Raw genomic sequence first — 14,490 nt, 5'->3', positions numbered from 1 at the left:
CGGGCGCCCCTTCACGTAACCGGGGGGCTCCGCCCCCGGACCCCCGTATCGGCGCTTCGCGCCTCGTCCTCAAGCGCCGGACGGGCTGAATCGGTACTCGGGTGTGAGACGTGTCCCACCTGTCCGTCCCCGGGGTCGTCAACCCGGTGCCCCGGGGTCGCACCGGTAAGGTGGCCCGGTTGTCATACGTAGCCGTGCCGCCGAGCCCGAACGAACCGGAGACCGTGACTACTACCGCCGCCTCCTCGTCACACCACCTTTCCCCCGCCTTCCCGGGCCGCGCCCCCTGGGGCACCGCCAGCAAGCTGCGCGCCTGGCAGCAGGGTGCGATGGAGAAGTACCTCCAGGAGCAGCCGCGCGACTTCCTCGCCGTGGCCACGCCCGGTGCCGGCAAGACGACGTTCGCGCTGACGCTCGCGTCCTGGCTGCTGCACCACCACGTGGTGCAGCAGGTGACCGTGGTCGCGCCCACGGAGCATCTGAAGAAGCAGTGGGCCGAGGCGGCCGCGCGGATAGGGATCAAGCTGGATCCCGAGTACAGCGCGGGGCCGCTCAGCAAGGAGTACCAGGGCGTCGCGATCACGTACGCCGGTGTCGGCGTGCGGCCCATGCTGCACCGGAACCGGGTGGAGCAGCGCAAGACGCTGGTGATCCTGGACGAGATCCACCACGCCGGGGACAGCAAGTCCTGGGGCGAGGCGTGCCTTGAGGCCTTCGAGCCCGCCACCCGGCGGCTCGCCCTCACCGGTACGCCCTTCCGGTCCGACACCAACCCCATCCCCTTCGTCGTGTACGAGGAGGGGAACGACGGCATCCGGCGGTCCTCCGCCGACTACACGTACGGCTACGGCAGCGCCCTCGGCGACGGCGTCGTGCGGCCCGTGATCTTCCTGTCGTACAGCGGCAACATGCGGTGGCGCACGAAGGCCGGGGACGAGATCGCCGCCCGGCTCGGCGAGCCCATGACCAAGGACGCCGTCTCGCAGGCCTGGCGCACCGCCCTCGACCCGCGCGGCGACTGGATGCCGAACGTCCTGAAGGCCGCCGACCGGCGCCTCGGCGAGGTGCGCAAGGCCATCCCGGACGCCGGTGGCCTCGTCATCGCCTCCGACCAGGACTCCGCCCGCGCCTACGCCAAGCTCATCCGCGAGATCACCGGCACCAAGGCCACCCTCGTGCTCTCCGACGACGCCGGTGCCTCCAAACGCATCGACGACTTCAGCGGCAGCGACCAGCGGTGGATGGTCGCGGTGCGGATGGTGTCGGAGGGCGTGGACGTGCCGCGGCTCGCGGTGGGTGTGTACGCGACGACCATTTCGACGCCGTTGTTCTTCGCCCAGGCGGTGGGGCGCTTCGTGCGGTCCCGGCGGCGCGGCGAGACCGCCTCCGTCTTCCTGCCCACCGTGCCCGACCTGCTCGGCTTCGCCAACGAGATGGAGGTCGAGCGCGACCACGTGCTCGACAGGCCGAAGAAGCACGGCGAGGAGGACCCCTACGCCGAGTCCGAGCAGGAGATGGACGAGGCCAACAAGCAGCAGGACGAGGACACTGGGGAGCAGGAGCAGTTCTCCTTCGAGGCCCTGGAGTCCGAGGCCGTCTTCGACCGGGTCCTCTACGACGGCGCCGAGTTCGGCATGCAGGCGCACCCGGGCAGCGAGGAGGAGCAGGACTACCTGGGGATTCCGGGGCTCCTCGAACCCGACCAGGTGCAGATGCTGCTCCAGAAGCGGCAGGCCCGGCAGATCGCCCACAGCAAGAAGAAGCCCGCCGAGGAGGCCGACCTCCTCGAACTGCCCGCCGAGCGGCGGCCCGTGGTCTCCCACAAGGAGATGCTCGAACTGCGCAAGCAGCTCAACACCATGGTCGGCGCGTACTCCCACCAGAGCGGCAAGCCCCACGGCGTGATCCACACCGAGCTGCGCCGCACCTGTGGCGGGCCGCCGAGCGCGGAGGCCACGGCCGGGCAGCTGCGGCAGCGGGTCGCCAAGGTGCAGGAGTGGGCCACCCGCATGCGGTAGCCCGGCCGGTGCGGCCGCCCCTGCGGCGGCCGGTACGCCCGCCCGTACCGCCGCGCGTACACCCGCCCGTAAGGGTCCGTACTCCGCCTCCTGGGGAATCGTGCGCTCCGCGTGTAGACGTTGTGTACGCAGCGTCCATATGGCACGGGATCTATCGGGGCATTCCGGTCTCTCTTTCCCTCCCCTTGACCGGATTCTGGACGGAGTCTTCCGCTGAGCGGGACGCCCTCGCTACTGTCCCCGCTACACAACGCCCCGTGGCAGCGTCGCCCCGGAGCGCGTCCGGTGCCCGCCGCCAGAGGGGGCCGTCGACCCTCACCACTAAAGGAGTGGGCGTCGTGACAGCGGAGACATCTCAGACGCTCGACCGAGGACTGCGCGTCCTCAAGCTGCTCGCCGACACCGACCACGGTCTGACCGTCACCGAGCTGTCCAACAAGCTCGGTGTGAACCGCACCGTGGTGTACCGCCTGCTCGCCACGCTCGAACAACACGCCCTCGTGCGGCGTGACTTGGGCGGCCGCGCCCGCGTCGGCCTCGGCGTGCTGCGGCTCGGCCGGCAGGTCCACCCGCTCGTCCGCGAGGCCGCGCTGCCCGCGCTGCGCGCCCTGGCCGAGGACATCGGCGCCACCGCGCACCTCACCCTCGTCGACGGCACCGAGGCGCTCGCCGTCGCGGTCGTCGAGCCGACCTGGACCGACTACCACGTGGCCTATCGCACCGGCTTCCGGCACCCGCTGGACCGGGGCGCCGCGGGCAAGGCGATTCTGGCGGCACGCCAGGCCCAGGTGACCGACCCGGGGTACGCCCTCACCCACGGCGAGCTGGAGGCCGGGGCCAGTGGCGCCGCGGCCCCCTTGGTCGGGGTGACCGGGATAGAGGGGAGCGTGGGGGTCGTCATGCTGGCGGACTCCGTGCCGGAGCGGGTGGGGCCGCGGGTGGTGGACGCCGCACGGGAAGTGGCCGACGCGTTGCGCTGAGGCCGCGCGGGCTCGTCTTCGGCTCGCGTTAGATTGGACGTGTGCTGTCTCGTCTCGCTCGTCTGAGCCGCCCCAAGGCCCTGGCTGTCGCCGCCGTACCCCTCGTCGGCCTGCTCGCCGTCGTCGGGCTCGCGCCGCTGCCGTTCGCCGTCGCCCAGCCGGGCGGCACCGCCGACGTGCTCGGGACGTACGAGGGCAAGACCGTCCTCACGATCAGCGGAGCGCCGACCCGGGAGACCAAGGGCGAGCTGCGGATGACGACCATCGTGGCGACCGGGCCGCAGATGGACGTGCGGCTCGGTGACGTCATCGACGGCTGGTTCCGTACGGACCGGGCCGTGATGCCGAAGGACTCCGTCTACCCGGAGGGCGACAACGTCAAGGAAGTCGAGGAGCACAACCTCGGCGACATGCGGGAGTCGCAGGACGACGCCACGAAGGCGGCCCTGGGCTATCTGCGGGCGAACGGCGTGGACGGCACCGGCAAGATCAAGGTCAAGGCCGACCTCGGCAAGATCGGCGGGCCGAGCGCGGGCCTGTTCCTCTCGCTCGGCATCATCGACAAGCTGGACGGCGACGGCAGCGGGGGCGATCTGACCGGCGGCCGCACCATCGCGGGCACCGGCACCATCTCCGCGAGCGGCAAGGTCGGCCCGGTCGGCGGTGTCTCCATGAAGACCCAGGCCGCGGCCCGCGACGGCGCCACGGTCTTCCTCGTGCCCGAGGCCGAGTGCTCGGACGCCGAGGCCGAGAAGCCGAAGGGGCTCCGGCTCGTGCCGGTGACTACGCTGGCGAGTACGGTCGACGCGCTGCGAGCCCTGGACAAGGGCGCGAAGGTCCCGAGCTGCTGATCAGACGCAGGCCCAACTCGACCAGCGTCCAGCCCAGTTGAGCGCGGACCGGGGCATGCCGGGGCTGTCGGGGGCCGGTGGCCGCGCGCTGTAATTCCGCCGCGCGGGCGTGGTGCACGTACAGGTGTGCGTCGGGGTGCATGCCGCAGCTTCCTCTCAGTCCGTGTGGCGGGTCGGGATCAGGTGGGTGTGGAGGCGGACCTTGGCGGCGTCGGGGGCGCCCTCCGCCGGCGTCAACGTCCGGTATTCCTCGATGAGTTCGTGCATCCTCGCGCTGAGTTCCGCGGCGCTGTCGGGCGTCAGGCGCAGCGTGAAGTCGCTGATGTCCGAGCTCTCGGCCCACTCCTGGGACCACTCGTGCCGGGTGGCGATCCAGGTGGAGACCTCTTCGGCGTGGTTCGTCGCGTGCTGGTGCAGGTAGGTGCTGTAGGCGCCGCGCACGGCGGGGTCCGCGTCCCGGCCGAGCTCGCTGTCCAGATACGTGCCCGCATAGGCGGCGCGCCACCACCGCTCGCGCCCCTTGCCGCGCTCCGGGTCGTCCTCCACGAATCCGTACTCCGCGAGCTGCCGCAGGTGATAGCTCGTGGCTCCGCTCGACTCGCTGAGCCGCTGGGCGAGTTGGGAGGCCGTCGCGGGCCCGTCCAGGCGCAGCGAGCTGAGGAGCCGCATCCGCAGCGGATGCGCGATCCCGCGCAGCGAGCGCGGGTCGAGATTCAAGACCTTGCGCGCCTGTGCGTCCGGCTCGGGCTGCTGTTCTTCCGTCATGCTCCGCAGCCTACGCATGCAAAGACTCCGTTGCAACACTTTCTTTGCAACGAAGTCTTTGTACGTGGGTGGGAGTGCTGCCCGGCCCTGCCCCGGGCGGTCGGCGCGGCTACTCCTTGACGAAGCCCTCCGCCACCATCCAGTCCTTCGCCACCTCGTGCGGGTCCTCCCCGTCCACGTCCACCTTCGCGTTCAGCTCCTGAGCCACCTTGTTGTCGAGCTTCTTGGTGACGGGGGCCAGGACCTCGGCGATCGCCGGGTACTTCTTCAGGGCCTTGCTGTTGACCTCGGGGGCGGCGTTGTAGTTGGGGAAGAAGTGCTTGTCGTCGGCCATCGGCGTCAGGTTCATCGCCTTGATGCGGCCGTCGGTGGTGAAGACCTCGCCGTAGGTGCAACTGCCCTTCTCGGCCTGGGTGTAGATGATCCCGGTGTCCATCTGCGTGATGTTCCCGGACGGCAGCTTCATGCCGTACTTCTTCTGCATGCCGGGCAGGCCGTCGGCGCGGTTGGCGAACTCGCCCTCCACGCAGAGCGTGACCGCCTTCGGGTCGGACTTCGACAGGGCGGCGACGTCGGAGAGGGTCTTCGTGCCGTACTTCTTGAGGTTGGACTCGTTCAGGGCGAGGGCGTAGGTGTTGTTGAGGGCCGCGGGCGCCAGCCACGTCACGCCGTTCTTCGCGTCGGCCTTCCGGACGGCGTCCCACTGCTGCTGCGGGTCCGGGATGGGGGCGGAGTTGCCGAGGTACGTGATCCAGGCCGTGCCCGTGTACTCGTACATGGCGTCCGCGTCCCCGCCCTTGACCGCCTCGCGCGCCCCGATGGAACCCTGGATGCCGGTCCGGTCGAGGACGTCCGCCCCCGCCGCCTGGAAGGCGATGCCCATGATGGCGCCGAGGATGAGCTGCTCGGTGAACTCCTTGGACGTGACGGTGAGGTCGGCGCCCGCCAGCGGCTTGCCCTGCCCGACGATGCCGGGCTTCACGTCGTCCACCATCGGCGAGCCGCTGGTCAGACCGCACCCGGCGGCCACGAGCAGCACCCCGCCCACGGCCACGAGCGCCTTCGTCCGGGTATGTCTGGACGTACGCCTGCCCGTACGCCTGCGTGTCTCGACCCTCATGACCGCACCTCCAGGCCGCGCGGGCTGAGCACCAGCTCGGCCAGCGAGGCCAGCCAGTCCACCAGCAGGGCGAGGACCACCGTCAGGATCGAGCCGAGCATCAGGACGGGCATCCGCTGATTGGTGATGCCCGTCGTGATCAGGACGCCGAGGCCGCCGCCACCGCCGAAGGTCGCGAGCGTCGCCGTGCCCACGTTCAGGACGAGGGCGGTGCGCACACCCGCGAGGATCAGCGGTACGGCCAGCGGGAGTTCGACCTTCCCGAGGACGCCCAGGGGGGACATGCCGATGCCGCGCGCGGCCTCCAGGAGCGTCGGGTCGTTGGCGCGCAGGCCCGCGATGGTGTTGGAGAGGACCGGCAGGACGGCGTAGATGATGATGCCCGTCAGGGCCGCCTTCTCGCCGATGCCCAGCCAGATGACGAGCAGCGCGAGCAGACCGATCGCCGGTGTCGCCTGGCCCATGTTGGCCAGCGCCATCGCCACCGGGGCGCCCTTGCGGAAGGCGCGCCGGGTCAGCAGGATGCCCAGCGGGATCGCGATGATCAGGACGAAGAACGTCGAGATCGCCGTCAGCTCGACGTGCTGCCGCAGCGCCTTGCCGACCTGCCCGTTGGACAGCGCGTTCTCGGAGATCGAGTCCAGGTCCGCCTGCTCGAACCAGAGCCAGGTGGCGAGCAGCACGGCCGCCAGGACCGCGGGCAGCACCGTCAGCTTCTGCCAGGTGATCCGGCGCGCCGGCCGCGCCGCGACGGCGGGCGCGGGGGCCTCCTGCTCGGCCTCGCCCTCGTCGCGGAACGCCAGGCCCTTGACCTCGTGCTCGCCCCGCGGGCGCGCGGGTGCCTTGGCCGCCGCCTTGCGTTCGGGGATGCGGGGCTCGCCCCCGGGCGGCGGGCTCACGCCTTCGCCTCCCCGGCGGTGCCCTCCTGCGCCGCCTGCGTCAACTGGGCGCGCTGCTCCTCCAGTTCGTGCTGGTGCTCCATCGCTTCGAGGCGGTCGGCCTCCAGCATCTCGTGCACGGAGTTCATCAGGGTCTCCATGTCGACGACGCCCGTGTACTCGCCCCGCCGCCCGGTGACGGCGACCCGCCCGGCGTTGTCGGTGAGGACCGCCTCCAGGGCGTCCCGCAGGGTCGCGTCGCGGGTCACCGTGTCGTGCACGAGGGTGCCCGCGCGGGCCAGGGAGCCCTTGGCGCGCATCAGGTCGCCGCGGCGCAGCCACTTGTAGGGGCGGCCGCGCTTGTCGAGCAGGAGCAGCTCGTTGGTGCCGCTCGCGCGCAGCTTGTCGAAGATCTCCTGCAGCGGGTCGTCGACGGTCACCGTCGGCACGTCCGCCATCTCCACATCGCGTACGCGCGTCAGGTTCAGGCGCTTCAGGGCCGCGCCCGCGCCCACGAAACCCGACACGAAGTCGTCGGCCGGGTTGGTGAGGATCGCCTCTGGGGTGTCGAACTGCGCGATGTGCGAGCGCTCCCGCAGGACGGCGATGCGGTCGCCCAGCTTGATGGCCTCGTCGAAGTCGTGCGTGACGAAGACGATCGTCTTGTGCAGCTCGTGCTGGAGCCGGATCAGCTCGTCCTGGAGGTGGTCGCGGGTGATCGGGTCGACCGCGCCGAACGGCTCGTCCATCAGGAGCACGGGCGGGTCGGCGGCCAACGCCCGCGCCACGCCCACGCGTTGCTGCTGGCCGCCGGAGAGCTGGCGCGGATAGCGGCCGTGGAACTCGGCCGGGTCCAGGCCCACCAGGTCCAGCATCTCCTCGACCCGCGACTTGATCTTCGACTTGCCCCAGCCGACCATCTTCGGTACCAGCGCGATGTTCTGAGCGACCGTCATGTGCGGGAAGAGCCCGGAGGACTGGATGGCGTAGCCGACCTTGCGGCGCAGCTTCACCGGGTCGATGTCCGTGACGTCCTCGCCGTTGATGCGGATGCGGCCGCTGGTCGGCTCGATCAGGCGGTTGATCATCTTCAGCGTGGTGGACTTCCCGCAGCCCGAGGGGCCCACGAAGATGACGATCTCGCCCGCCTTGATCTCCATGTTCACGCTGTCCACGGCCGGGTCGCCGCTGCCCGGATAGCGCTTGGTGAGGTTCTCAAGATCGATCGTCGCGCCGGTGGTGGTCGCGGGAGCGGGCGCCGGGTCCTCGGGTGTGGCGGCGGTCGTATCGGACGTCTCAGACACGGATACCCCTCGGAATCGTCAGCCGGCCGATCAGGACGTACGCGGCGTCGAAGAGCAGCGCGAGGACGATGATCCCCAGCGTGCCCGCGAGCACCTGATTGAGCGCGTTCTTGCTGCCCAGCGAGGCGATGCCGCGGAAGATCTCATTGCCCAGGCCGGGACCGGAGGCGTACGCGGCGATCGCGGCGATGCCCATCAGCATCTGCGTGGACACCCGGATGCCCGTCAGGATCGGCGGCCACGCCAGCGGCAGCTCGATCCTGACCAGCCGGTGCAGCCGCGACATCCCGATGCCCTTCGCCGCGTCCACCAGCGTCGGGTCGACCCCGCGCAGGCCGACGATCGAATTGCGCACGATCGGCAGCAGGCCGTACAGGATCAGCGCCGTCACCGTCGGCGCCACCCCCAGACCCACGATCGGGATCAGCAGACCGATCATGGCGAGCGACGGGACGGTGAGGATCGTGGACGTCAGGGTGGTGGCGAGGTTCCCCGCCCACTCGCTGCGGTACGTCAGGACGCCGATCAGTACGCCGATGGCCGTGGCCACGACCATGCACTGGAAGACGGCGCTCGCGTGCTGGTACGCGTCCATCAGCAACTGCTGGTGACGGTTGCCGAGGTAGTCCCAGAAGTTCATCTGTGCCGTTCACCTCGCCGGGAGCGCTCGGACGGCGCCGGGAGGCTCCCGGCACCCGCGTGCCGTACTCGTCGTCCCTACCCAGGTTCCGTGTCGTCGGACGCCTGCTCCACCAGCGGGATGATGCGCAGCGGAACCGGGTTCTCCATGACGATCGCCGTGGAGGCCCGGACGATGCCATCAAAACCCACCACCCGGTCGATCACACGTTGGAGATCGGCGTTCGAGCGGGCCACCAGACGGCACAGCATGTCCCCGTGACCGGTGATCGTGTGCAGCTCCAGGACCTCCGCCACCGTCGCCAAATGCGCCCGTACGTCGGCGCCCTGGCCCTGTTTGATCTCCAGCGTCGCGAACGCCGTCACCGGATAGCCGAGCGCCGCCGGATCCACGTCCGGGCCGAAACCCCGGATGACTCCGTTCGACTGAAGCCGGTCCATCCGCGCCTGCACCGTGCCCCGCGCGACCCCCAGGCGCCGGGACGCCTCCAGGACGCCGATCCGCGGCTCCCGCGCGAGCAGCACGATGAGCCTGCCGTCCAAATGATCGATCGCCATGCCGCCTCCATGATGAGCATCGTGTACAGAACGCCCGCTGGATTGGGTGTTCTGCTGCGCATATTGCCCAGCGAATACGCGAACTATTGCGCATCCTGCGCTTCGGCGGGAGCCTCCCTCTATGACTCAGACCACACACACCACCCCCGAAACCGCGCGCGAGGCCGACCCCTTCCCGGTGAAGGGAATGGACGCGGTCGTCTTCGCCGTGGGCAACGCCAAGCAGGCCGCGCACTACTACTCCACGGCGTTCGGCATGAAACTCGTGGCCTACTCCGGACCGGAGAACGGCAGCCGCGAGACCGCCAGCTACGTGCTGGAGAGCGGTGCCGCCCGCTTCGTCCTCACCTCCGTCATCAAGGCCTCCACCGACTGGGGCCGCTTCCTCGAGGGCCACGTCGCGGAGCACGGTGACGGTGTCGTCGACCTCGCCATCGAGGTCCCGGACGCGCGCGCCGCGTACGCCTACGCCGTCGAGCACGGCGCCACCGGCCTCGAGGAGCCCTACGAGACGAAGGACGAGCACGGCACCGTCGTCCGCGCCGCCATCGCCACGTACGGCCAGACCCGCCACACCCTCGTCGAGCGCGCCGGCTACGACGGCCCCTACCTGCCCGGCTTCGTCCCCGCGCAGCCGATCGTGGAGCCCCCCGCCAAGCGGACCTTCCAGGCCATCGACCACTGCGTCGGCAACGTGGAACTCGGCAAGATGAACGAGTGGTGCGCCTTCTACAACAAGGTCATGGGCTTCACGAACATGAAGGAGTTCGTGGGCGACGACATCGCCACCGAGTACAGCGCCCTGATGTCGAAGGTCGTCGCGGACGGCACCAAGAAGGTCAAGTTCCCGATCAACGAGCCGGCGATCGCGAAGAAGAAGTCGCAGATCGACGAGTACCTCGAGTTCTACGGCGGTCCCGGCGTCCAGCACATGGCGCTCGCCACCAACGACATCGTGGCCACCGTGAAGGCCATGCGGGCCGCGGGTGTCGAGTTCCTCGACGTGCCGGGCAGTTACTACGACACCCTCGGCGAGTGGGCCGGTGAGACCCGGGTGCCCGTGGAGACCCTGCGCGAGCAGAAGATCCTCGTCGACCGGGACGAGGACGGGTACCTGCTCCAGATCTTCACCAAGCCGGTCCAGGACCGGCCGACCGTCTTCTTCGAGATGATCGAGCGGCACGGCTCGATGGGCTTCGGCAAGGGCAACTTCAAGGCGCTGTTCGAAGCGATCGAGCGCGAGCAGGAGAAGCGGGGCAACCTCTAGTCCGGGGTTTCGCCTTCGTCTGCGGCGGGGGCGGGGGTGCCCCGGCCCCCGCCGCTACCGCGGCGCCTCGGGCCGCATCCGTGATGGCCGCCCGCCTCTCCTGCGGGTCACCCGGGGCACCGGTGCCGCGACAGGTGCTCTGGCGTCACTGAGGCGCGCGGGACTTGCCGGTGACTGCCGCCCCACCCCCCAACCCTGTGGGCAATCGTCCCGCAGGGCGACAGGGGTCTCCCCTGCTTGAGCGAAGCCGAGAGCTTGGGGAAGGGTGGGCACAGCCCCGGTCGGCGGTGCCCGTGACGGGGGGTCAGTCGGACTGTCTGGAGGGCTTGGTGGGGCGGGGGAGTTTGGGGATGGGGGCCCCGCGGGGGGCGTACACCTGGGCCGGGCCGCCCTCTGGGGGGTCGCCCAGGGACTTCAGGGCGGCGTGGGCCGCTGGGGCCCTCAGAGGCGAGAAGTGGGGGTTGATGCGGAGGGCCTCCGTCAGGTGGCGGCGGGCCGCGCCGTAGCGGCCGAGGGCGCGTTCGATCTCGCCGCGGTGGTAGGCGAACAGGGCACTGCGGGGGCCCTTCTTCACAGCGGACTCGACGTGCTTGAGGCCCGCCTTGGACTCCCCGGAGCGATGCAGCGCCCACCCCAACGCGTCCGCGTTCTCCGGCGACGCGTGCCGCTTGAACTCCGCGGTCAGCCTCCGCACCGCCGCCCCCGCATCCCCGTGCTCCGCCTCGAACACCCCGAGCACCCGCTCGTCGTTCACCCCGCCGAGACCCCCCTGCCGCACCCGCTCCCGCAGCAGGTCGTACTGGGCGGTCGCGGCGGGCCGCAGCTTCAGGGACTCGTACAACTCGCCCAGTTCCAGGGCGTATTCGGGCGCGGGGCGGCGGGCGAGCGCGGCCCGGTACGCGCGCAGGGCGTCCGACGTCCGGCCGACCGAGGCGAGGGCGCGCCCCTTCGCGGCCAGCGCGGGGTGCAGGTCGGGGTCGGCCGCGAGCGCCGCGTCGTAGTGGCGGAGCGCGTCGCCGGGCTCACCCCGCTCCCAGGCCAGCTCCCCGACCCGGTACAGGCACGCCGCCCGTTCGGCGGGCGTCTCCGCGAGCGCCGCCGCGTCCGTGAGCGCCGCCGCCGCGTCCTCGCGCCAGCCCCGGTCCCGGTAGACGGCGCCGGAGCGGATCCGGACGGCCGCCCCGGACCGGAGCTTCCGCACCTTCGCCAGCGCCCGCCCGACCCCCTTGGCGTCCCCGAGCCCCCGGTAGGCGTCGAGCAGGGCCGCGTGCGCCGCCCACCGCCGCGGCGCGAGCCGCACCGCCTGTTCGCCCCACTTCCTCGCGCCGCGGAAGTCGTGCCGGGCGTTGGCGAGGTTCGCGAGCCCGGTGAGGGCGGCCACGTTCCGCTCGGGCCGGGTGCGGAGCGACGTACGCAGGGCGTTCTCGGCCTTCGGGTAGTACGCGGAGTCGGCCGTCCGGAGGCCCCGTTCGACGTAGGCGGATCCGAGTACCGCCCACGACTGGTCGTCCCCGGGGTGCGCCCGCAGATGCGCCTCGCGCGCACCGATGAGGACCGTCAGGTCGGGCATCGCGGCCGGTGCCCCGGCGCCCACCGCGGCCGCCGCCCGCCCGGCCGGGCCGAGCGCGGGCGGCGCGGAGTCCCGGCTCCGGTCGGGGAGCAGCACCAGGACCCCGCCGAGCACGACACCGCCCGCGACGGCGGCGACGAGCGCGCGCCGCAGGGCGGGGGAGCGGCGCGGACCGGGACCGCCACCGAGCGCGGTCCCCGCGGTCAGTGACGTCCGCGCGTGCCGAGGGATCCGTACGCCGTCCGAGCTCTGCACGGCCGGTGCCGTCGACGGGGCGGCGGGCGACGCCTCGGGCACGGACCGGGCCGAAGCCTCAGGTGGGTCCTGGGGTGAGTGCTGGGGCGTCCTCTCGGTCTCCATGGCGCTCACTGTGCGTCAATACGAAGAGCACATCCCGGCACGTGAACGGCGTCGCACACGGGTTCACACCGATGGCCCCGAGTGCGAGGCTGTGATCATGAGCAGTGGCACGCACAGCAAGCCGGGCACCCCCGCCGCACCCGCCGACCTCCTGGACCGCCTCCGCGCCGGGCTCCCCGCCGACGCGCTCCTCACGGACCCGGACGTCACGGCCTCGTACGCCCACGACATGGCGAGCTTCTGCGAGGCGGGAACGCCCGCCGTCGTGGTCCTGCCGCGCACCGTCGAAGAGGTCCAGCACGTCATGCGGACCGCCACCGAGCTGAAGGTCCCGGTCGTCCCGCAGGGCGCCCGCACCGGCCTGTCCGGCGCGGCGAACGCGAGCGAGGGCTGCGTCGTCCTCTCACTCGTCAAGATGGACCGGATCATCGAGATCAACCCCGTCGACCGGATCGCCGTCGTCGAGCCCGGCGTCATCAACGCCACGCTCTCCCGCGCCGTCGCCGAGCACGGCCTCTTCTACCCGCCGGATCCCTCCAGTTGGGAGATGTGCACCATCGGCGGCAACATCGGCACGGCCTCCGGCGGTCTGTGCTGCGTGAAGTACGGGGTGACGGCGGAGTACGTCCTCGGCCTCGACGTCGTCCTCGCCGACGGGCGCCTGCTGAGCACCGGACGGCGTACGGCCAAGGGCGTCGCCGGATACGACCTGACGCGCCTGTTCGTCGGCTCGGAGGGCAGCCTCGGCATCGTCGTCCGCGCCGTCCTCGCCCTCAAGCCGCAACCGCCCCAACAGCTCGTCCTCGCCGCCGAGTTCGGCTCGGCGGCCGCCGCCTGCGCGGCCGTCTGCAAGATCATGGAGGGCGGTCATGTGCCGTCGCTCCTGGAGCTGATGGACCGTACGACGATCCGCGCCGTCAACGCCATCGCCCACATGGGCCTCCCGGAGACCACCGAGGCGCTGCTCCTCGCCGCCTTCGACACCCCGGACCCCGCCACCGACCTCGCCGCCGTCGGCGCCCTGTGCGAGGCCGCGGGCGCGACCCAGGTCGTCCCGGCGGAGGACGCGGCCGAGTCCGAACTCCTCCTCCAGGCACGGCGGTTGTCCCTCACCGCACTCGAAGCGGTGAAGGGCACGACGATGATCGACGACGTGTGCGTACCGCGCACCCGGCTCGGCGACATGCTCGACGGCGTCGAGCGCATCGCCGACAAGTACGGACTGACCATCGGGGTCTGCGCGCACGCGGGCGACGGCAACACCCACCCCACCGTCTGCTTCGACGCGGCAGACCCCGATGAGTCGCGGCGCGCCCGCGAGTCCTTCGACGAGATCATGGCCCTCGGCCTCGAACTCGGCGGCACCATCACCGGTGAACACGGCGTCGGCGTCCTGAAGAAGGAGTGGCTGGCACGCGAGCTCGGACCGGTGGGCGTGGAGATGCAGCGCGCCGTCAAGACGGCGTTCGACCCGCACCACCTCCTCAACCCAGGCAAGCTCTTCTGACCCCCCGTGTGCTCAGTGCTCACTCACCGTCCTTCGACTCGTCACTCGGCCACGGGTCGCGCAGCCACAGCTCGTCCGCGCGGCCAGGGGTGGGGGCGAGCAGCTCGGCGAGGCCGTCGTCGATGCCGAGCCGCTCGGCCTCAGAGCCCGGAGGGACCACCCGCAGGGTGCGCTCCAGCCAGGCGGACACGGCGGGCGCCGGCGCCTCCAGGAGCGCGTCGCCGTCGGGCGAGCTGAGCGCCATCAGGACGACGGACCGGCCGTCGACCTTCGTCGGCCACACCCGCACATCGCCGTGGCCGCACGGCCTGAACACCCCCTCCACGAGGAGTTCACGGGCGAACGTCCAGTTCACCGGGTTCTCGGAGCCGATGTGAAAGGCGATGTGGACGGCGTACGGATCGTCGGTGCGGTAGCTGAGCCGGGCCGGGACGGGGATCGCCCGTTCCGGCGAGAGGACGAGTTTGAGCTCCAGCTCGCGTTCCACCACGGTGTGCATAGCGCGTGTGCTTCCTTTCTCTCGCTCTGTACGCGGCCCGGGACCGGGTCCGTGCACCGGACCCGTTTCGGGCCCGCAGAGAGTGAGAGCGTGCGGACGGCCAGGCATTACGCGACTTCGGGAAGATTTTTTCGCCGGGTACGACAAGAGGGCGGGAGACCGTGTTCGGGCGGC

At 71.1% G+C, this 14,490-nt stretch carries 13 protein-coding genes; 5 read left to right on the top strand and 8 right to left on the bottom strand.

The genetic code is table 11. The features are described from left to right. Positions 1 to 224: 224 nt before the first annotated feature. The 3 genes from IE274_RS03335 to IE274_RS03325 all read left to right on the top strand — a co-directional run bounded on the left by IE274_RS03335 (position 225) and on the right by IE274_RS03325 (position 3,849). A complete protein-coding gene (locus IE274_RS03335) occupies positions 225 to 2,018 on the top strand; it encodes a DEAD/DEAH box helicase (RefSeq protein WP_190113970.1) in 1,794 nt (597 codons plus the stop codon). A gap of 338 nt (positions 2,019 to 2,356) precedes the next feature. Next, positions 2,357 to 2,998: an IclR family transcriptional regulator gene (locus IE274_RS03330; RefSeq protein WP_030358366.1), complete on the top strand. Its 642-nt coding sequence runs from the start codon at positions 2,357 to 2,359 to the stop codon at positions 2,996 to 2,998. Positions 2,999 to 3,039: 41 nt separating this feature from the next. Next, the gene (locus IE274_RS03325) at positions 3,040 to 3,849 is read left to right on the top strand and encodes a S16 family serine protease (protein WP_190113969.1); all 810 of its coding nucleotides are present in this window, start codon (positions 3,040 to 3,042) and stop codon (positions 3,847 to 3,849) included. A gap of 156 nt (positions 3,850 to 4,005) precedes the next feature. Here IE274_RS03325 and IE274_RS03320 read toward each other — a convergent pair whose 3' ends face one another. The 6 genes from IE274_RS03320 to IE274_RS03295 all read right to left on the bottom strand — a co-directional run bounded on the left by IE274_RS03320 (position 4,006) and on the right by IE274_RS03295 (position 9,113). Then, entirely contained in the window at positions 4,006 to 4,614 is a 609-nt protein-coding gene (locus tag IE274_RS03320; RefSeq protein WP_190113968.1) for an ArsR/SmtB family transcription factor, read from the bottom strand. A 109-nt stretch (positions 4,615 to 4,723) separates the two neighbouring features. Next, a complete protein-coding gene (locus tag IE274_RS03315) occupies positions 4,724 to 5,608 on the bottom strand; it encodes a glycine betaine ABC transporter substrate-binding protein (protein WP_229909182.1) in 885 nt (294 codons plus the stop codon). A 122-nt stretch (positions 5,609 to 5,730) separates the two neighbouring features. Continuing rightward, the gene (locus IE274_RS03310) at positions 5,731 to 6,603 is read right to left on the bottom strand and encodes an ABC transporter permease (protein WP_190114132.1); all 873 of its coding nucleotides are present in this window, start codon (positions 6,601 to 6,603) and stop codon (positions 5,731 to 5,733) included. Positions 6,604 to 6,629: 26 nt separating this feature from the next. After that, complete coding sequence (locus tag IE274_RS03305; protein WP_190114131.1) at positions 6,630 to 7,838, bottom strand: betaine/proline/choline family ABC transporter ATP-binding protein; 1,209 nt, start codon at positions 7,836 to 7,838, stop codon at positions 6,630 to 6,632. 70 nt (positions 7,839 to 7,908) lie between these two features. Next, positions 7,909 to 8,556, bottom strand: a complete 648-nt coding sequence (locus IE274_RS03300; RefSeq protein WP_190113967.1) for an ABC transporter permease — start codon at positions 8,554 to 8,556, stop codon at positions 7,909 to 7,911. A gap of 77 nt (positions 8,557 to 8,633) precedes the next feature. Further along, on the bottom strand, positions 8,634 to 9,113 hold the full coding sequence (locus tag IE274_RS03295; protein ID WP_190113966.1) for an Lrp/AsnC family transcriptional regulator: 480 nt from the start codon (positions 9,111 to 9,113) through the stop codon (positions 8,634 to 8,636). Between the two features lie 121 nt (positions 9,114 to 9,234). On the opposite strand from IE274_RS03295, the gene hppD reads away from it, so the two are divergent. Further along, the gene (gene hppD / locus IE274_RS03290) at positions 9,235 to 10,380 is read left to right on the top strand and encodes a 4-hydroxyphenylpyruvate dioxygenase (RefSeq protein WP_190113965.1); all 1,146 of its coding nucleotides are present in this window, start codon (positions 9,235 to 9,237) and stop codon (positions 10,378 to 10,380) included. A 304-nt stretch (positions 10,381 to 10,684) separates the two neighbouring features. Here the strand turns inward: hppD and IE274_RS03285 are convergent, their stop codons facing one another. Further along, positions 10,685 to 12,310, bottom strand: a complete 1,626-nt coding sequence (locus tag IE274_RS03285; RefSeq protein WP_229909114.1) for a tetratricopeptide repeat protein — start codon at positions 12,308 to 12,310, stop codon at positions 10,685 to 10,687. A gap of 97 nt (positions 12,311 to 12,407) precedes the next feature. Between IE274_RS03285 and IE274_RS03280 the strand changes: the two genes are divergently transcribed. Then, positions 12,408 to 13,817 (top strand): FAD-binding oxidoreductase, encoded by a 1,410-nt coding sequence (locus tag IE274_RS03280; protein ID WP_190113964.1) that lies wholly within the window; start codon positions 12,408 to 12,410, stop codon positions 13,815 to 13,817. A 19-nt stretch (positions 13,818 to 13,836) separates the two neighbouring features. Here the strand turns inward: IE274_RS03280 and IE274_RS03275 are convergent, their stop codons facing one another. Further along, complete coding sequence (locus tag IE274_RS03275) at positions 13,837 to 14,316, bottom strand: SsgA family sporulation/cell division regulator (RefSeq protein WP_190113963.1); 480 nt, start codon at positions 14,314 to 14,316, stop codon at positions 13,837 to 13,839. Positions 14,317 to 14,490 lie beyond the last annotated feature (174 nt).

Origin of the sequence: Streptomyces flavofungini, assembly GCF_014650815.1 — a bacterium.
GTDB classification, from domain to species: Bacteria; Actinomycetota; Actinomycetes; order Streptomycetales; family Streptomycetaceae; genus Streptomyces; species Streptomyces flavofungini.
Note: the sequence above shows the minus strand (reverse complement) of the source record. Positions and strands in the feature narration are given on the sequence as shown.

Excerpts from the sequence above, each read along its gene's own strand:
- IE274_RS03285 (WP_229909114.1), bottom strand. The coding sequence starts at position 12,310 with ATGGAGACCGAGAGGACGCCCCAGCACTCACCCCAGGACCCACCTGAG.
- IE274_RS03275 (WP_190113963.1), bottom strand. The coding sequence starts at position 14,316 with ATGCACACCGTGGTGGAACGCGAGCTGGAGCTCAAACTCGTCCTCTCG.
- hppD (WP_190113965.1), top strand. The coding sequence starts at position 9,235 with ATGACTCAGACCACACACACCACCCCCGAAACCGCGCGCGAGGCCGAC.
- IE274_RS03295 (WP_190113966.1), bottom strand. The coding sequence starts at position 9,113 with ATGGCGATCGATCATTTGGACGGCAGGCTCATCGTGCTGCTCGCGCGG.
- IE274_RS03320 (WP_190113968.1), bottom strand. The coding sequence starts at position 4,614 with ATGACGGAAGAACAGCAGCCCGAGCCGGACGCACAGGCGCGCAAGGTC.
- IE274_RS03315 (WP_229909182.1), bottom strand. The coding sequence starts at position 5,608 with ATGGTGGACGACGTGAAGCCCGGCATCGTCGGGCAGGGCAAGCCGCTG.
- IE274_RS03300 (WP_190113967.1), bottom strand. The coding sequence starts at position 8,556 with ATGAACTTCTGGGACTACCTCGGCAACCGTCACCAGCAGTTGCTGATG.
- IE274_RS03280 (WP_190113964.1), top strand. The coding sequence starts at position 12,408 with ATGAGCAGTGGCACGCACAGCAAGCCGGGCACCCCCGCCGCACCCGCC.